The organism is Actinokineospora spheciospongiae (assembly GCF_000564855.1).
Classification (GTDB): domain Bacteria; phylum Actinomycetota; class Actinomycetes; order Mycobacteriales; family Pseudonocardiaceae; genus Actinokineospora; species Actinokineospora spheciospongiae.
In genome coordinates, this window is record NZ_AYXG01000241.1 from 119,862 (window position 1) to 135,985 (window position 16,124).

General features: G+C 71.1%; 14 protein-coding genes. 8 read left to right on the forward strand and 6 right to left on the reverse strand.

Going from position 1 to position 16,124, the window contains the following annotated elements; genetic code table 11:
• Window positions 1-48: 48 nt before the first annotated feature.
• The 7 genes from UO65_RS31215 to mctP all read left to right on the forward strand — a co-directional run bounded on the left by UO65_RS31215 (window position 49) and on the right by mctP (window position 9,447).
• Window positions 49-1,626, forward strand: a complete 1,578-nt coding sequence (locus UO65_RS31215) for a dynamin family protein (protein WP_035289974.1) — start codon at window positions 49-51, stop codon at window positions 1,624-1,626.
• A gap of 1 nt (window position 1,627) precedes the next feature.
• Window positions 1,628-2,209 (forward strand): nucleotide exchange factor GrpE, encoded by a 582-nt coding sequence (grpE, locus tag UO65_RS38495; protein WP_233427911.1) that lies wholly within the window; start codon window positions 1,628-1,630, stop codon window positions 2,207-2,209.
• Entirely contained in the window at window positions 2,206-4,044 is a 1,839-nt protein-coding gene (locus UO65_RS31225; protein WP_035289977.1) for a dynamin family protein, read from the forward strand. The genes grpE and UO65_RS31225 overlap by 4 nt, the downstream gene beginning before the upstream one ends.
• A gap of 112 nt (window positions 4,045-4,156) precedes the next feature.
• Window positions 4,157-4,927: a putative sodium/potassium/calcium exchanger gene (locus UO65_RS31230; RefSeq protein WP_052022054.1), complete on the forward strand. Its 771-nt coding sequence runs from the start codon at window positions 4,157-4,159 to the stop codon at window positions 4,925-4,927.
• Window positions 4,928-5,292: 365 nt separating this feature from the next.
• Window positions 5,293-7,116, forward strand: coding sequence for a phosphoenolpyruvate carboxykinase (GTP) (locus UO65_RS31235; RefSeq protein WP_035289980.1), 1,824 nt, complete (start codon window positions 5,293-5,295; stop codon window positions 7,114-7,116).
• Between the two features lie 433 nt (window positions 7,117-7,549).
• Window positions 7,550-7,822 (forward strand): DUF3311 domain-containing protein, encoded by a 273-nt coding sequence (locus UO65_RS31240; RefSeq protein WP_035289983.1) that lies wholly within the window; start codon window positions 7,550-7,552, stop codon window positions 7,820-7,822.
• Entirely contained in the window at window positions 7,819-9,447 is a 1,629-nt protein-coding gene (gene mctP, locus UO65_RS31245; protein WP_035289986.1) for a monocarboxylate uptake permease MctP, read from the forward strand. Before UO65_RS31240 ends, mctP begins: the two co-directional genes overlap by 4 nt.
• A gap of 66 nt (window positions 9,448-9,513) precedes the next feature.
• On the opposite strand, the gene UO65_RS31250 is transcribed toward mctP, so the two are convergent.
• The gene (locus tag UO65_RS31250) at window positions 9,514-9,915 is read right to left on the reverse strand and encodes a hypothetical protein (protein WP_035289989.1); all 402 of its coding nucleotides are present in this window, start codon (window positions 9,913-9,915) and stop codon (window positions 9,514-9,516) included.
• 396 nt (window positions 9,916-10,311) lie between these two features.
• Between UO65_RS31250 and UO65_RS31255 the strand changes: the two genes are divergently transcribed.
• A complete protein-coding gene (locus tag UO65_RS31255; protein ID WP_035289993.1) occupies window positions 10,312-10,884 on the forward strand; it encodes a peroxidase-related enzyme in 573 nt (190 codons plus the stop codon).
• 192 nt (window positions 10,885-11,076) lie between these two features.
• Here UO65_RS31255 and UO65_RS31260 read toward each other — a convergent pair whose 3' ends face one another.
• From UO65_RS31260 to UO65_RS31275, 5 genes are all read right to left on the reverse strand, one after another.
• Window positions 11,077-11,973 carry an ROK family protein gene (locus tag UO65_RS31260; protein WP_035289996.1) on the reverse strand — a complete coding sequence of 299 codons (897 nt, stop codon included), beginning with the start codon at window positions 11,971-11,973 and terminating at the stop codon, window positions 11,077-11,079.
• A 498-nt stretch (window positions 11,974-12,471) separates the two neighbouring features.
• Window positions 12,472-12,618 (reverse strand): hypothetical protein, encoded by a 147-nt coding sequence (locus tag UO65_RS37710; protein ID WP_181400036.1) that lies wholly within the window; start codon window positions 12,616-12,618, stop codon window positions 12,472-12,474.
• A 220-nt stretch (window positions 12,619-12,838) separates the two neighbouring features.
• A complete protein-coding gene (locus UO65_RS31265; RefSeq protein WP_035289998.1) occupies window positions 12,839-14,032 on the reverse strand; it encodes an ATP-binding protein in 1,194 nt (397 codons plus the stop codon).
• 53 nt (window positions 14,033-14,085) lie between these two features.
• The gene (locus tag UO65_RS31270) at window positions 14,086-14,712 is read right to left on the reverse strand and encodes a hypothetical protein (RefSeq protein WP_035290000.1); all 627 of its coding nucleotides are present in this window, start codon (window positions 14,710-14,712) and stop codon (window positions 14,086-14,088) included.
• Between the two features lie 80 nt (window positions 14,713-14,792).
• Entirely contained in the window at window positions 14,793-16,100 is a 1,308-nt protein-coding gene (locus UO65_RS31275) for an acetyl-CoA C-acetyltransferase (protein ID WP_035290003.1), read from the reverse strand.
• Window positions 16,101-16,124: the final 24 nt, after the last annotated feature.

Sequence of the window (16,124 nt, forward strand, 5' to 3'; positions counted from 1 at the left end):
CGGAATCGACCATGGCACGATTCCCCCATACCGAGGGGAGGGACGGCCGTGACGACCGCGACCGAGCAGCAGCACCTCGCCGGACCGCTGTCCGCGGCGGTGGCGAACCTGTGCCAGCGCTTGCAGCCGCAGGTCTCGGCGCGGACCGCGGCCGGGTTCCGGGAGGTCCTGCGCAGGCTCTCCGCCCCGTTGCAGGTCGCGGTGGCCGGGCGGATCAAGTCGGGCAAGTCCACCCTGGTCAACGCGCTGATCGGGCGGCGGGTGGCGCCGACCGACGTCGGGGAGTGCACCCGGCTGGTCACCCGGTTCCAGTACGGGACGGTCGACCGGGTGGAGCTGGTGTTCTTCGACGGGCGCAAGCAGGTGCTCCCCTTCGACGTCGGCGGGATGATCCCGAACGACCTGGAGGTGGACTTCGACCAGGTCTCGCACCTGGAGGCGTACCTGACCAACGCCGTGCTGCGCGACCTGACCGTCATCGACACCCCCGGCCTCGGTTCCCTCGACGCGGCGTCGGTCAAGCGCACCGAGCAGCTCCTGGGCGCGGCCAAGCACGCCAAGCCCGACAGCGAGGACGAAGCCGGGGCGGGCGGCGACGAGCTGGACGACACCTCGCGCAACGCCGTGGCGGGCGCCGAGGCCGTCCTCTACGTGGTCACCCAGGGCGTGCGGGCCGACGACCAGCAGGCGCTCGCCGCGTTCACCGCCGCCACCGCCAGCCGCGAGGCCGGACCGGTCAACGCGATCGCCGTGCTCAACAAGGCCGACACGATCACCCCGGAGTCGGTCGCGGGCAGCGACGGCGACGTGTGGAAGGCCGCGACCATGCTGGCGGAGAAGCAGGCCGCCACCCTCAAGCCCCGGGTCGCCGACGTCATCCCGGTCATCGGGCTGCTGGCCGAGTCCGCCGAGTCCGGCGGGTTCACCTCCGCCGACGCCGACGCCCTGCGCAGGCTGGCCGACCTCGACGACGCCACCTGGGAGACGATGCTGATCTCCGCCGACATCTTCACCACCTGGGACTGCGAGGTGCCCACCGGAACCCGGGTGCGGCTGCTGGAAACGCTCGACCTGTACGGCATCCGCACCGCCGTCGACGCGCTGCGCGCCGAGCCGGAGCTGACCGCGGGCGCGCTGCGGCGCAGGCTGCTCGACGCCTCCGGGCTCGCGGGCGTGCGCAACCGGCTGGACGCGGTCTTCCGCGCCCGCGCCGACGGCATCAAGGCCGCCGCCGCGCTGGCCAGCGTCACCGCGCTCGCGCACGCCTCCGGCGACCCCGGCGAGCGGCAGCGGGTGCACGACGCGATCGAGGTGCTGCTGGCCAAGCCGGAGGCCCACCAGCTCCGCCTGCTGGAGGCGCTGACCCTGGTCACCTCCGGCGCGGTGTCGATGCCCGACGACCTGGCCGAGGAGGTGCTGCGGGTGGGCAGCAGCGCCGTCGTCGGCGAGCAGCTCGGCATGAAGGGGCGCCCGCACAAGGAGCTGTCGGCGTACGCGCTGGAGCGCGCGGGCTGGTGGCGGTCGTTCGCGTCCTTCGGTGCCACGCCCGCGCAGAGCCGGGTCGCGCACGTGGTGCACCGCTCGTACTTCCTGATCTGGCAGCAACTCCGCGAACAGGCTGGGTGAGATGGCTTCCTGGTTCAAGGGCAAGCGCAAGGACTCCGGTGAGGACAACACCGTGGAGGTCCGGGCCCGGGTCATCGCCGACGCCGTGCACGCGGGCTCCTACGTCGAGCAGGCCCCGTCGGGGATGCTGCCGGTGCAGTACCCGCCCGCCACCGAGGCACCGCAGCAGCAGCCCCCGCAGCAGCAGGCACCGCAGTCGCCCCCGCAGGAGGAGGTCGAGTTGGAGAACGACTTCCGCGTCGAACCCGCGCTGGTCAGCATCGCCCCCGAGGTCTACGACCAGGTCCTCGACGAGCGCCGGGCGCTGGTGGCGCTGGCGCTCTACGCGCACGACCGGGCGCGCAGCTCCGGGGTGGCCGAGCGGATCGAGGCGGGGCTCGCCGAGGTCGGGGTCACCGCGCTGCGCCCCGACGGCGACGCCTTCGACCCGGCCGTGCACGAGGCCGGGGGCACCCTGGACACCGGGGACACCGCGCTCGACGGCACGGTCGCCGAGACCGAGGTGGTCGGGTTCAGTGACCGCGGCCTGGTGCTGCGGGCGCCGATCGTCACCGTCTACCGAGCGGGGGCGAGCACCGCGTGACCCAGGCCAAGGCGCAGCCGCTGTCGCTGCCCAAGCAGGTCGCCCAGGCCCGCGAGGCGCTGCTCAAGCTGCTGCGCGAGTCGGCCCCGGAGTCGGCGGCGTGGGTGGAGGAGCTCCGCGGAAAGCGCCGCAAGCTGCCCTCGGTGGTGGTCGTCGGCGAGACCAACCGGGGCAAGAGCTCCCTGGTCAACGCGATGATCGACGCGCCGGGCCTGTCCCCTGTGGACGCCGACGTCGCCACGGCGACCTACCTGGTGTTCGGGCACGCCGAGCAGTGGCAGGCGCGCGCCTGCTACCCCGGGCAGCTCGCGCCGGTGCCGGTGCCGCTCGACCGGCTGGTCAACTGGGTCTCCGCCGCGCACGAGCTGCCCGACGGCGAGCTGCCGCCGCGCCACGTCGAGGTCGACGGCCCGGCGCCGCTGCTGGAGAAGCTGGTCATCGTCGACACCCCCGGCGTCGGCGGGTTGGACTCGGTGCACGGCGAACTGGCCGTGGAGGCCGCCGCCACCGCCACCGCGCTGCTGTTCGTGGTCGACGCCTCGGCGCCGTTCACCTCCGGCGAGCTGGACTTCCTGGCGGGCATCGGCGACCGGGTCGAGACCGTCGTCTTCGCACTGTCCAAGGTGGACGCCTACCGCGGGTGGCGGCAGGTGCTGGAGGCGAACCGGGCGCTGCTGGCCGAGCACGCGCCCCGGTTCGCCGACGCCACCTTCCACCCGGTGTCCTCGCGGGTGCACGACATGGCCGCCAAGGCACCCACCCCCGAGGCCGCGGGCATGCTCCGGGAGCGCTCCGGCGTGCCGGAGCTGCTGGCCGCGCTGGAGTCGCTGCTGGTCGGCCGCTCCGCCATGCTGGGCGAGGCCAACACCCTGCGCGCGCTGTCGTCGGCCCTGGGCGAGCTGAAGGTGCTGCTGGACAACGAGCGCCGCGCGCTGACCACCGGCGAGGCGGAGGCGGAGGCGCTGCGCGCGCGCAAGGACGAGCTGACCGCCGAACGCCGCTCCTCCACCCGCGGCTGGCAGGTGAAGCTGCGCAGCGAGGTCCAGCGCGCCCGGCTGGAGAACGCCCACGAGGTCAGCCGGGAGATGCGCGACCTGCAGTCCTGGTTCCGCCAGGCCATCGACAACGCCGACCGCGACCAGCTCAAGCTGCTGCCCGCCCACGTCGACACCGCCATGCAGATGGTGTCCGGCCGGGTCAGCGAACGCGTCGGCGCCCGGCTCAACCAGGTGGCCGACACGGTGCTCGCGGAGTTGTTCTCCGCGGACGAACTGGAGGTGATCCGCTCCCAGTTCGCGCGGTCCGGGCACTCGCAGGTGATCCTGCGCGGCGCCGAGAAGCGCACGCCCACCGCCGAGGACAAGCTGCTGGTGTTCATGGGCGGGGTCAGCGGCATCGGCGCCGGGAAGATGGCGGTGCTGCCGCTGGCGGGCGCGGTCGCCGCGCCGATCCTGCTGGTGCCCACGATCATCATCGGCCTCGGCGCGGGCTGGTGGATCGCGCGCACCCGCAAGCACACCGCGGACAAGGCGCACATGAAGACCTGGCTCAACGAGTCCATCGCCGACTCCCGGTCCACCCTGGACCAACTGGTCACCGAGCAGCTCATCGACGCGGAGTCGCAGTTGTCGCTGGCCCTCGACGAGGCGCTGGGCAAGCGCATCACCGGGATCGAGGAGCAGTTGCGCGAGGTGGACAAGGCGCTGCGGCTGGACGTGGCCGAACGGCAGAAGCGGACCACCTCGGTGAACAAGCGCCTCGCCGAGGTGACGGCCGGGCGGGAACGCGCGGAGAAGCTCCTCGCCGACATCCGCGCGGTCCGGGACAAGAGATGACCCGCACGCCGGGCACAAGAACCCCCGTAACGGCGGGAACCGGGCCGACGAATCGTCAGTCATACCCGCAACAAGCAGCTGAAGCCCGTGAGGGACGAGTAAGGGGTACGTCATGTACGTGGACGAGACCGGCGCGGACGACACCACCGACACCACCGCCGACGAGCAGGGCCACGACGTCCTCACCGTCGAGGTCGGTGGCGAGGAGTACGAGGTCAGCGAGAACTACGACTACGACGGCGACGGCGACAACGACGCGGCGGTCGTGCAGACCGAGGACGGCTACATGGCCTTCTCGGACTCCGACGGCGACGGCAACGCCGACACCGTGGTCGAGCTCGACAGCGAGGGCAACGTGACCGCCGCGGCCGAGTACGACGAGAGCTCCGGCGAGTGGACCGAGGCCGAGCCCGGCTCGGTGGCCAACCCCTCCGGCGACGGCGCCGACGACTCCGGCTCGTCCGCCCCCACCGCCGCCGACGACGACAGCGCCACCGACAGCGGCACCTCCTCCGCGGGCGGCGGCGAGATCCTCGTCGACACCCCCGAGGGCGACATGACCGCGGGCACCGCCGAGTACGACTCCGACGGCGACGGCGTCAACGACACCGCCGTGGTGACCGACGAGTCGGGCAGCACCTACGCCTTCACCGACACCGACGGTGACGGTTCCGCCGACCAGGCCGTGGTGATCGAGGCCGACGGCGACGTCACCGTGGCCCAGCACACCGGCGACGACGAGTGGACCACGGTGGAGACCGGCCACATCGGCGCGGACGGCGGCTACGAGGCCGACGGCACCGGCTCCACCGGCGGCGACTCCGCGGGCGGCGAGCAGGGCGCGGGCGCCAGCACCGGCTCCGACGCCGCCTGGCAGGCCTGATCCCCGCACGGCAGGACCCCAGGACCCCCGGTGCCGCTCGCACCGGGGGTCCTGTCCGTCTCCCCCGGTGGACGTGGGGGATTTCACTGCCGGTGATGGTTGTTCCGGAAACGAACACCCACCAGCCGCAATCACCGCAGCGTTCGAGTTCTGAATCGATTCCCTGATCGGTCTTGTGAGGGAGCCGACAGGACAGACATCGGTTACCTGCGCGTCACTTCGCTAACCTCGATGTATTCCTTCACGGCCAGCACCCGCTCCGTCCTGGGGCGGGTACCGAGCCCATTCGATGAGGACACCGACGTCCGGTCGGGACAAGGGCGTCCTGATCGGCATTTCGGCGTTCAGTCAGGAGACGAGGCGAGATGACGGCAGTGACTATCCCTGGCGTTGACCAGGCACCGACCACGCACAAACGGCTCCTGGCCTGGGTGCGTGAGGTGGCCGAGCTGACTACTCCGGACGCCGTGGTCTGGGTCGACGGGTCCGAGGAGGAGTGGACCAGGGTCACCGACAAGCTGGTGGCCGCGGGCACCTTCACCCGCCTGGAGAAGAAGCCGAACTCGTTCTACGCCGCCTCCGACCCCAACGACGTGGCCCGCGTCGAGGAGCGCACCTACATCTGCTCGGCCGACGAGGCCGACGCCGGTCCCACCAACAACTGGATGGACCCGGCCGAGATGAAGGCCATCATGACCGAGCTGTACCGGGGGTGCATGCGCGGTCGCACGATGTACGTGATCCCGTTCTGCATGGGCCCGCTGGACGCCGACTCGCCGATGCTGGGCGTGGAGATCAGCGACTCCGAGTACGTCGTGGCCTCGATGCGGATCATGACCCGGATGGGCGCGCAGGCCCTCGACCGCTTCATCGACGCCGACGGCACCGAGCGCGACTTCGTCCCGGCGCTGCACTCCATCGGCGCCCCGCTCGAGCCGGGCCAGGCCGACGTCGCGTGGCCGTGCAACGACACCAAGTACATCGTGCACTTCCCGGAGGAGCGTCTCATCTGGAGCTTCGGCTCCGGCTACGGCGGCAACGCGCTGCTGGGCAAGAAGTGCTACTCGCTGCGCATCGCCTCGGTGATCGGCCGCGACGAGGGCTGGCTCGCCGAGCACATGCTGATCCTCAAGCTGACCTCCCCCGAGGACAAGGTCTACTTCGTCGCGGCCGCGTTCCCCAGCGCCTGCGGCAAGACCAACCTGGCCATGCTGGAGCCGACCATCCCCGGGTGGAAGGTCGAGACCATCGGCGACGACATCGCCTGGATGCGCTTCGGCGAGGACGGCCGCATCTACGCGGTCAACCCGGAGAACGGCTTCTTCGGCGTGGCGCCGGGCACCGACTACCACACCAACCCGAACGCGATGCGCACCATCGCCAAGGGCAACTCGCTGTTCACCAACGTCGCGCTGACCGACGACGGCGACATCTGGTGGGAGGGCATGAGCGAGCCGCCCGCCCACCTGACCTCGTGGAAGAAGGCGGACTGGACGCCGGGGTCGGAGGAGAAGGCGGCGCACCCGAACTCGCGCTACTGCACCCCGATCGACCAGTGCGACACCAAGGCCGCGGAGTGGAACGACCCGAAGGGCGTGCCGATCTCGGCGATCTTCTTCGGCGGCCGCCGGGCCACCACCATCCCGCTGGTGACCGAGTCCCGCGACTGGCAGCACGGCACCTTCATGGGCGCCACCCTGTCCAGCGAGACCACCGCCGCGGCCGTGGGCAAGACCGGCGTGGTGCGCCGCGACCCGATGGCGATGCTGCCGTTCATCGGCTACAACGCCGGTGACTACTTCAACCACTGGATCGAGACCGGCAAGCGCGCCGACGCGACCAAGCTGCCGAAGATCTTCTACGTCAACTGGTTCCGCCGCGCCGAGGACAAGTCCTTCCTGTGGCCAGGGTTCGGCGAGAACTCCCGCATCCTCAAGTGGGCGATCGAGCGCATCGAGGGCAAGGCCGCCGCGACCGAGACCCCGATCGGCTTCATCCCGAGCGCCGACGAGCTGGACCTGTCCGGCCTCGACGACGACCGGGCGGCCATCGAGGCGGCGCTGCGGTTCGACGCCGACGAGTGGCGCGCCGAGCTGCCGCTGATCGACGAGTGGTTCGACAAGATCGGCGACAAGCTGCCGACGCCGCTGCGCGACGAGCTGGAAGCGCTCAAGCAGCGCCTGGGCTAGTCCACGCGGTTCCTGGGTCCAGCGGAAGGCCACCACGCTCCGGCGTGGTGGCCTTCCGCCGTTCGCGGGACGTCGAGCCGGGCGGCACTCGTACTCGACCCGCCCGTTGGTCACCGGGAACCGGTCGCGGAGCGCATCTGCGCCTGCCTGTGGATTGATGCGGGTTCACCTGTGCACAACTGCGGCACGCGGACGCCCTAGGCCATTTGCCTGGTCCAGAGCTTCCTCTCGCTCCTCCGCAGCCCCACGGACCCCAGGTGTTCCGAAGTTGTCCACAGGTTGTGGACAAGGTTGTGCACAGCCTGTGGAAACAACGGCCGGACAGCCGTCGGTGATCGCCCGTTCATCTCGAATCGGCGTTGACCAGTGACGGGACGGGTCGGACGTCCTACTGTTTCCCGGCACCACTTCGCGACACGATCGAGGTCCGCCGATGGCACCGCCGAAGAAGTCGGCATCCGGCATCCGCTGGAGCCCCTGGAACCTGCTGCTGCTGGTTCCCCTCCTCCTGCTGATCACACCGTTCTTCAACCGGTCCGGCCCCGAGTTCATCGGGATGCCGTTCTTCTACTGGTTCCAACTGCTCGGCGTCGTGGTCGGGGTGGCCGCCACCTCGACCGTGTTCGCCATGACCAAGGACAAGCCGACCACCCCGCCCGGCCCCGGCCGCGACGTGGACGAGCTGGATGAGGGGGCCACCCGATGAAGTGGACCGAGCTGGTCATCTTCGTGCTGCTGTTCGGCGTGGTCACCGTGCTGGGCTTCGTCGCCGCGAAGTGGAAGGCGGGCGGCACCCTCGACCACCTGGACGAGTGGGGCCTCGGCGGCCGCAAGTTCGGCTCCTGGGTCACCTGGTTCCTCATCGGCGGCGACATCTACACCGCCTACACCTTCGTCGCCGTCCCGGCGCTGATGTTCAGCTCCGGCGCCCTGGGCTTCTACGCGCTGCCCTACACGGTGGTGCTGTACCCGATCATCTTCCTGCCGCTGCTGCGCATGTGGTCGGTGTCGCGGGCGCACGGCTACGTCACCCCGGCCGACTTCGTCCGAGGCCGCTACGGGTCCTCGCTGCTGGCGCTGCTGATCGCGGTCACCGGCATCGTCGCCACCATGCCCTACATCGCGCTGCAACTGGTCGGCCTGGAGGCCGTGCTGCGCACCATGGGCATCAACGGCAGCGGCATCGTCGGGCACCTGCCGCTGCTGATCGCGTTCGTCGTGCTGGCGGTCTACACCTACCAGTCCGGCCTGCGCGCCCCGGCGCTGATCGCGTTCGTCAAGGACATCCTGGTCTACGTCGTGATCATCGTCGCGGTCGTCTACCTGCCGATCAAGCTCGGCGGCTGGTCGGAGATCTTCTCTGCGGCCGACGACAAATTCACGACGGCCAAGAGTGGTGGCGTGCTGCTCAACGCCAACAACCAGCTCCAGTACGCCACGCTGGCCCTGGGCTCGGCGCTCGCGCTGTTCCTCTACCCGCACTCGGTCACCGGCGTGCTGGCCTCCAAGGGCCGCAACGTGATCAAGCGGAACATGTCGGCGCTGCCCGCGTACTCGCTGCTGCTGGGGCTGCTGGCGCTGCTCGGCTTCGTCGCCATCGCCGCGGGCGTCGCGCCCATCACCAACCAGGCCACCGGCCAGCCCGACACCAACACCATCATCCCGGTGCTGTTCCAGAACGAGTTCTCCTCGTGGTTCGCGGGCATCGCCTTCGCCGCCATCGGCATCGGCGCCCTGGTGCCCGCCGCGATCATGTCGATCGCCGCGGCCAACCTGTGGACCCGCAACATCTACAAGGAGTACTTCCGCAAGGACGCCACCCCGAAGCAGGAAGCGAAGCAGGCCAAGCTCGCCTCGCTGGTGGTCAAGTTCGGCGCGGTCGCGTTCATCCTGTTCATCGACCCGCAGTTCTCCATCGACCTGCAGCTCATCGGCGGCGTGATCATCCTGCAGACGCTGCCCGCGGTGGCCATCGCGCTCTACACCCGGTGGCTGCACGTGTGGGGCCTGATCGCCGGGTGGTTCGTCGGCATGGGCTGGGGGATGGTGCTGCTCTACAGCATCCCGAGCGCCAACGGCAAGCGCGCGCACTTCGGCGGCTCCGCGCTGGCGCTGGACAAGCTCAGCCTGTTCGGGTGGCACCCGTTCGCGGGCTCAACGGTGCAGATCTACGTCGGCATCGTCGCCCTGGTGGCGAACCTGCTGGTCGCCGTGCTGGTGACGCTGATCGCCCGCAAGCTCAAGGCGTTCAACGGCATGGACCAGACCCGCCCGGACGACTACCACGTCGACGACGGCGACAAGAAGCTCCGCCAGATCGGCGCGCACTGACGCGGCCCGACCGCGAAGAGGCCCCGCACCAGCAGGTGCGGGGCCTCTTCGCGTCGAGTGGACCGCTCAGCGGTTGCGGGTGGTGCTGATGACCGCGGCCAGCGCCCCCGCGCCGATCAGCGCGGGCAACGGGCCGGTGGCGAGCGCGATCAGGACCAGGGCGCCCACCATGCAGGCCAGCATGGCCAGGGCCATCCGGAGCGTGGAGGCCCAACTGCCGACCAGGTGCTCGGCCAGCACCAGCAACCGGTCGCGCGGGGTGCGCCGAGGGGCGGGCAGGTCCGCGGTGGCCCGGCCGGTGTCCGCGGCGGCGGTGTCGGCCTGGTCCGGCGCGGTGTCAGCCGGTGCGGTGTCGGTCTCTGCGGTGTCGGTCGCCGCGGTGCGGGCTGGTTCGGTCTTGCGGTCCGGTTCGGGTGCCCCGAGAACCTCCGGGGCGAAGGTCAGGTGCAGGGTTCGGCGGTCGTCCACACGGGCGGACTCCGTTCCTGTCACAGCCAAAGCGACGAACTCCTTCGTGGTACTGCGGTTACTCCCAGTCTGCACCCATCGCTCCCCCGAACGCGCGCCTACTGCGTAGTAGACGATAAACGGAGCGTGTTCAGCGCCGAACGGCACCGTGCCCGCGTAATCGCCGATCGGGTGAGGTAAACACCAGGTGCTATGGCAGATACCGCTTCCGGGGCGGAGTCGGGCGGCTGTAGCGCCCAACGGGTGAAGTCACGATTAGTCAGTTGCGCGCGCAATCTCACCGGCACCCGGACGGCCCGGGAACAGCCCACCGATCCCCCGCGTAGTAACCCTCTGCTTACATCTCCCGAAACGGGCAGAACCCCAACCCGCCCTGCCAAAGACTAGTTTCGGGGTATGACACTGAGCCGCTTCCCGGTCGCCGACCTGGCCGACCTCCCCGAGGACCTGCGGGACCGGATCGGCGCCATCGCCGAGAAGTCGGGCTTCGTGCCGAACGTCTTCCTCGGCCTGGCCCACCGCCCCGCCGAACTGCGCGCCTTCCTCGACCACCACGACGCGCTGATGGACCGGGAAGGCGGGCTGAGCAAGGCCGAGCGCGAGCTGGTCGTGGTCGCCACCTCCGGCGCCAACAACTGCACCTACTGCGTGGTCGCGCACGGCGCGATCCTCCGCGTCCGCGCCAAGGACCCGCACCTCGCCGACCAGGTCGCCACCAACCCGTGGGCGGTCGACCTGCCCCCACGCGCCCGCGCCATCGTCGACCTGGCCCTCACCCTCGCCCTGGAACCCGCCACCCTCACCGAAGCCGACCTCGACGACGCCCGCGCCGCGGGCCTCACCGACGACGAGCTCTGGGACGTCGGCGCGATCACCGCCCTGTTCGCCATGTCCAACCGCCTGGCCCACCTGATGGCACTCACCCCGAACCCGGAGTTCTACCTGATGGGCCGCACCCCCAAGCCGTAATCCCACCCACCCACCTCCGCCCAATCCGCTCGCCCAGTCCGCCCTGCCCGGCCCACCCGCCTGACTTGCCCGGCTGCCCGGCTGCCCGGCTGCTCGATTGGCTCGTCTGATCGGGCGAGGGAGCGATCCGCCTGGGCAGCCCGGCTCGCCTGAGCGTCCCACCAGTCAGCCGGGCAGGTCGGTTCGGGCGGGTCAGCCGCGCGCCACCAGGGCGGCGGCGCCGACGATTCCCGCGTTCCCGCCCAGGGTCGCGGGTACGACGACTGTGCCCCGGGTGAAGTCCATGGTCGCGTACTCGGCGACGGTCGCCCGGATCGGGTCGAACAGCAGCTCCCCGGCCTGTGCCACCCCGCCGCCGACGACCGCCAGTTCCAGGTCGCACAGCGCTGCGGTGCCCGCGATGGCCAGCCCGACGGCCCGTCCGGCTCGGGTGAAGGCGGCCAGGGCGATCTCGTCGCCGTGCCGCGCCGTCTCCGCGAGGTGCGCCGCGTCGGCGTCCTCGGGGGCGGACCAGCCGCGCGCCCGTGCCCAGCGCACCAGGTTGGGGCCGCTGGCCACGATCTCCACGCAGCCCCGGCCCCCGCACGAACACGGGTCGCCGTCGGGTTCCACGACCATGTGCCCGATGTGGCCCGCGTTGCCGGTGCGACCGCCGAACAGCTCCCCGCCGTGCACCAGGCCGCCGCCGACACCGGTGGACACCACCAGCCCGACCATGTCCGAGACGCCGCGCCCGGCCCCCACCCAGTGTTCGCCGAGCGCCATGCACGGCCCGTCCCCGGCCAGCACGACCGGCCGGTCCACGACCTCGGCCACCCGGGCCCGCAGCGGGAAGCCCCGCCACGCGGGGATGTTGAGGGGCGACACGGTGCCGTTCGGGATGTCCACCGGCCCGGCGGACCCGACCCCCACCGCCTCGACGTCGTACCGCGCCAGCGCGGTCCCCACCAGCCCGGCCACGACGGCGAAGATCTCCTCGGCCGTGCCGTGGCGGTGCGTGCTCCGCTGCTCCCGCCAGACGACCTGCCCAGCCGGGTCCACCACACCGACGGCGATCTTGGTCCCGCCCACGTCCACGCCTAAGAACACGGCGGAAGTATGCACGCCGACAGCACCCGGACAAGACAGCGGAGGACCCCCGCCACCCCCCCCCCGACAACCAGCACCGAACGCCAGGGATGCCCGCGAAGCCACCCTGGCGGCCAGAGACCCGCCCACGCCGGGCCACCAGTTCGTGGGGAGCTGGCTTGGGAACAAGCCCCAGCGGGGGTCCGGCGGCATCACCCGCCGACGGGTGCAGCAAATGACGAAGGCCTGCCCACGAAGCTGAGGGGCGGCTGGCAGGTGACGAACGTGCCCACCGGCGGGGGTCCGGGGGCGTAGCCCGCCGGCAGGGGCCTGGGGCTCGGCCCCAGAGAAAATGACGAAGGGGTCCCTGCGAAGCCGCGAAGCGGCGAGCAGGGGTGTGGAAACCCCGTAGTGCTGCCAGGTCGGGGGTCCGCCAGCACTACGGGGTCAACCGGTTCATCGTCAGACGAGCCGGGGGTGTTACAGGGTCACAAATTGTGACCCAGACCACTCATCCGGTCAGCGCCAGTTGTGTTGCTGGTTCTGGGCGAGGGTCATCAGTTCGTGGCGCATCGAGGGAGTGGCGGCGGTCTCGATCGCGCGGGTCACCGCCTTCCGGTTGCGGGCCTCGACGCGGCGGGCACGGAACTTGGCAGTGAGGTTCATCGGACTTGCATCTCCTTCGGAGGTCTTCGGCTTGTGCCTCAAGTATGCGCGTTGCCCACTCGGAATGCCAGTGATTGGCCGGTGAAGTGGCGCACAGGCCGGCGAATCATCGGCCGTAAATCCAGACGAGCCGCTATCTGTCCGGTAGAGACGGTCACGCGAGGTGTTCATGTGGCTCTCTAGCGTGTGGCCTAGAGCCCGCGAGACAAGCCGAGATCGCCTACTCCTCCATGCCGAGCAGGTACCGGCCGAAGTGCGGCACGGTGAAGGCGATCCGGCCGCGCTCGGCCGAGTACACCAACCCCTTCTTGATCAGGCTGTCCCGCGCGGGCGACAGCGACGACGGCTTGCGGCCCAGGAAGACCGCCACGTCCGAGGTGCCCGCGCCCTCGTCGCGGCCGTGCGTCAGCTCCGCCATCGCCCGCAGGTACTCGCGCTCGGCCGGGGTGGCCCGCTCGTACCGGGAGCCGAAGAACCCCACCGCCAGCTCGCCCTCCGCCTCCGGTGCCGCCACCAGCACGTCCTCGGCGGTGATCGGGTCGGTGGGGGCGGCGTCCCAGGCGGCCTTGCCGAACGCCTGGATGAAGTACGGGTAGCCGCCGGAGCGCTCGTACAGCGCGTCGAGCGCCTCCGGGGTGATGCCCGCTTCCTCGCGGTCGACCGGGGCGAGGACCGCGCGGTCGGCGTCGGGGCGGTCCAGGCGGTCGATGCGGACGTAGCGGAACAGCCGCTCGGAGTACGACTTGCTCGCCGAGAGCACCGCGGGCAGGTGTGGCAGCCCGGCGCCGACGACGACCAGCGGTGCGCCGGACTGGGCCAGTTCGTGGCAGGCGGCGCACAGCGCGGAGATGTCGTCGGCGCCGATGTCCTGCATCTCGTCGATCAGGACGGCGACCCCGGTGCCGACGTCCTTGGCCAGTTCGGCGACGTCGGTGAACAGCTCCACCAGGTCGATCTCGATGTCGCCGGAGTCGGCGCGGCCCACCGCGGCGGGCACGTCGATGCCGGGTTGCCAGCGCTCGCGCAGCTTGGCGCCGTCCGGGTTCGACTTGAGCGCGAACGCCTTGAGCACGCCGAGCACGTGCTCGACCCGTTCCGGTGCCCGGTGCCGCACCGCCAGGTCGCGCACCGCCCGGTGCAGGGCCGCCGACAGCGGCCTGCGCAGCGCGGCGTCCGGCCGGGCCTCGACCTTCCCCGCGCCCCACCCGCGCCGGACGGCCATCGACCGCAGTTCACCCAGCAGGACCGTCTTGCCGACCCCGCGCAGCCCGGTCAGCACGAGGCTGCGCTCCGGCCGCCCCCGCGCGACCCGTTCCAGCACCACCTCGAAGGCGGTCAGCTCCTTCTCGCGGCCCGCCAGTTCCGGGGGGCGCTGACCTGCGCCGGGGGCGAACGGATTGCGCACCGGGTCCATTCTCGGACGGTATCGGCGTCTCTAGCGCAGATCCGATATTCGGCGAGATCCCGCTACGGCGTGTCGGCCGCGATCCGGTTCGCCTCGTCCTGCGCGGGCGCCTGGCCGATCCGCCGCCGGTCCGCGGTCCGGAAGTGGCGCAGCACCGCCGCGTCGGCCCGGGCGTCGCCGCACAGCAGGTCGGTCAACGGACCCGCGGTCCGCCCGTCGAGGTGCGTCGCCGTCGCACCCTCGCGCAGCACCAGGTCCAGCCGCCCGCCGTCCGGGACCACCTCGGCGAGGTCGGCCCACCGGACCCGCACCCACTCGGGGACGTACGTCGAGGAGTTCCGGAAGACCACCCGGAAGTCGTCCTGCTCCAGGGCGAACGCGTGTTCCCGCCGGGACAGCTCGCGCACCGCGCCCACCCCGAACCCCGCCCCGACGACCACGAAGAACAGCGCCGCGCTGAGCGAGAGCCAGGCCGGGCCGCACCCGCGCGAACCGACCGACCGGCACACCCGGTCGTTCCAGCCGCCCGCCAGCGCGACCTCCACCGCGTGAACGGCGACGAACACCGCGGGCACCAGCAGCACCAGCCCGGCGACCGCCAACCCGACCATCGACCGGACCCTGGTCCGCCGCGGGGACAGCCCGACCAGCATCCCGTGCCGGGCCTCCCACTCGCACGCCCGCTCCATGCGTTCACCTTAGGGCCGTACAAAGCTCTACGGCTCTCTAGCTGGTGAGCTAGAGAGCCGTAGAGGGTGCTACCGAGGTACTACTTGGCGGCGGGTGCCGCCGCTCCCGGCTTCTCCATGATCGCGGTGACGCCCTGGCCACCGGCGGCGCAGATGGAGATCAGGCCGCGGCCCGAGCCCTTCTCGTTGAGCAGCTTCGCCAGCGTGGCCACGATCCGGCCGCCGGTCGCGGCGAACGGGTGACCGGCCGCCAGGGACGAGCCGTTGACGTTGAGCTTCGAGCGGTCGATCGAGCCGAGCGGGGCGTCCAGGCCCAGCTTCTCCTTGGCGAAGTCCACGCTCTCCCAGGCCGCCAGGGTGGCCAGCACCTGCGAGGCGAACGCCTCGTGGATCTCGTAGAAGTCGAAGTCCTGCAGGGACAGGCCCGCGCGGGCCAGCATCCGCGGCACCGCGTACGCGGGCGCCATCAGCAGGCCCTCGCCGCCGTGCACGTAGTCGACGGCCGCGGTCTCGGTGAAGGTCAGGTACGCCAGCACCGGCAGCCGGTGCTCCTTGGCCCACTCCTCGGTGGCCAGCAGCACCGCGGAGGCGCCGTCGGTCAGCGGGGTCGAGTTGCCCGCGGTCATGGTGCCGTCGGCGCCGCCGAAGGCGGGCTTGAGCTTCGCCAGCTTCTCCGCGGTGGACTCCGGCCGCAGGTTCTGGTCCCTGCTCAGGCCCTGGAACGGGGTGATCAGGTCGTTGAAGAAGCCGCGGTCGTAGGCGGCGGCCAGCTTCTGGTGGCTGGAGGCGGCCAGCTCGTCCTGCGCCTCGCGGGTGATGCCCCACTCCTTGGCGGTGAGCGCCGCGTGGTCGCCCATCGCCAGGCCGGTGCGCGGCTCGGCGTTGCGCGGGATGTCCGGGACGATGTGGCCGGGGCGGATCTTGGCCAGCAGGGCCAGCCGCTGCGGGACGGTCTTGGCGTTGTTCAGCGCGATCAGGATGTGGCGCAGGTCCTCGTTGACCGCCAGCGGCGCGTCGGAGGTGGTGTCGACGCCGCCCGCGATGGCCGAGTCGATCTGGCCGAGCGCGATCTTGTTGGCGACCTGGGCGATGGCTTGGAGGCCGGTGCCGCACGCCTGCTGCACGTCGTAGGCGGGGGTCTCCGGGGAGAGCCTGCTGCCCAGGACGCACTCGCGGGCGAGGTTGAAGTCGCGGCTGTGCTTGAGCACCGCACCCGCGGCGACCTCGCCGAGGCGCTCGCCCTGGAGGCCGAAGCGGGCGACCAGACCGTCGAGCGCGGCGGTGAACATGTCCTGGTTCGACGCCTTGGCGTACTTACCGTTGGACCGCGCGAAGGGGATGCGGTTCCCACCAAGGACCGCAACTCGGCGCACGCGACTGGGGGCCATTCCGTCCTCCAAAGCACAGGTTTG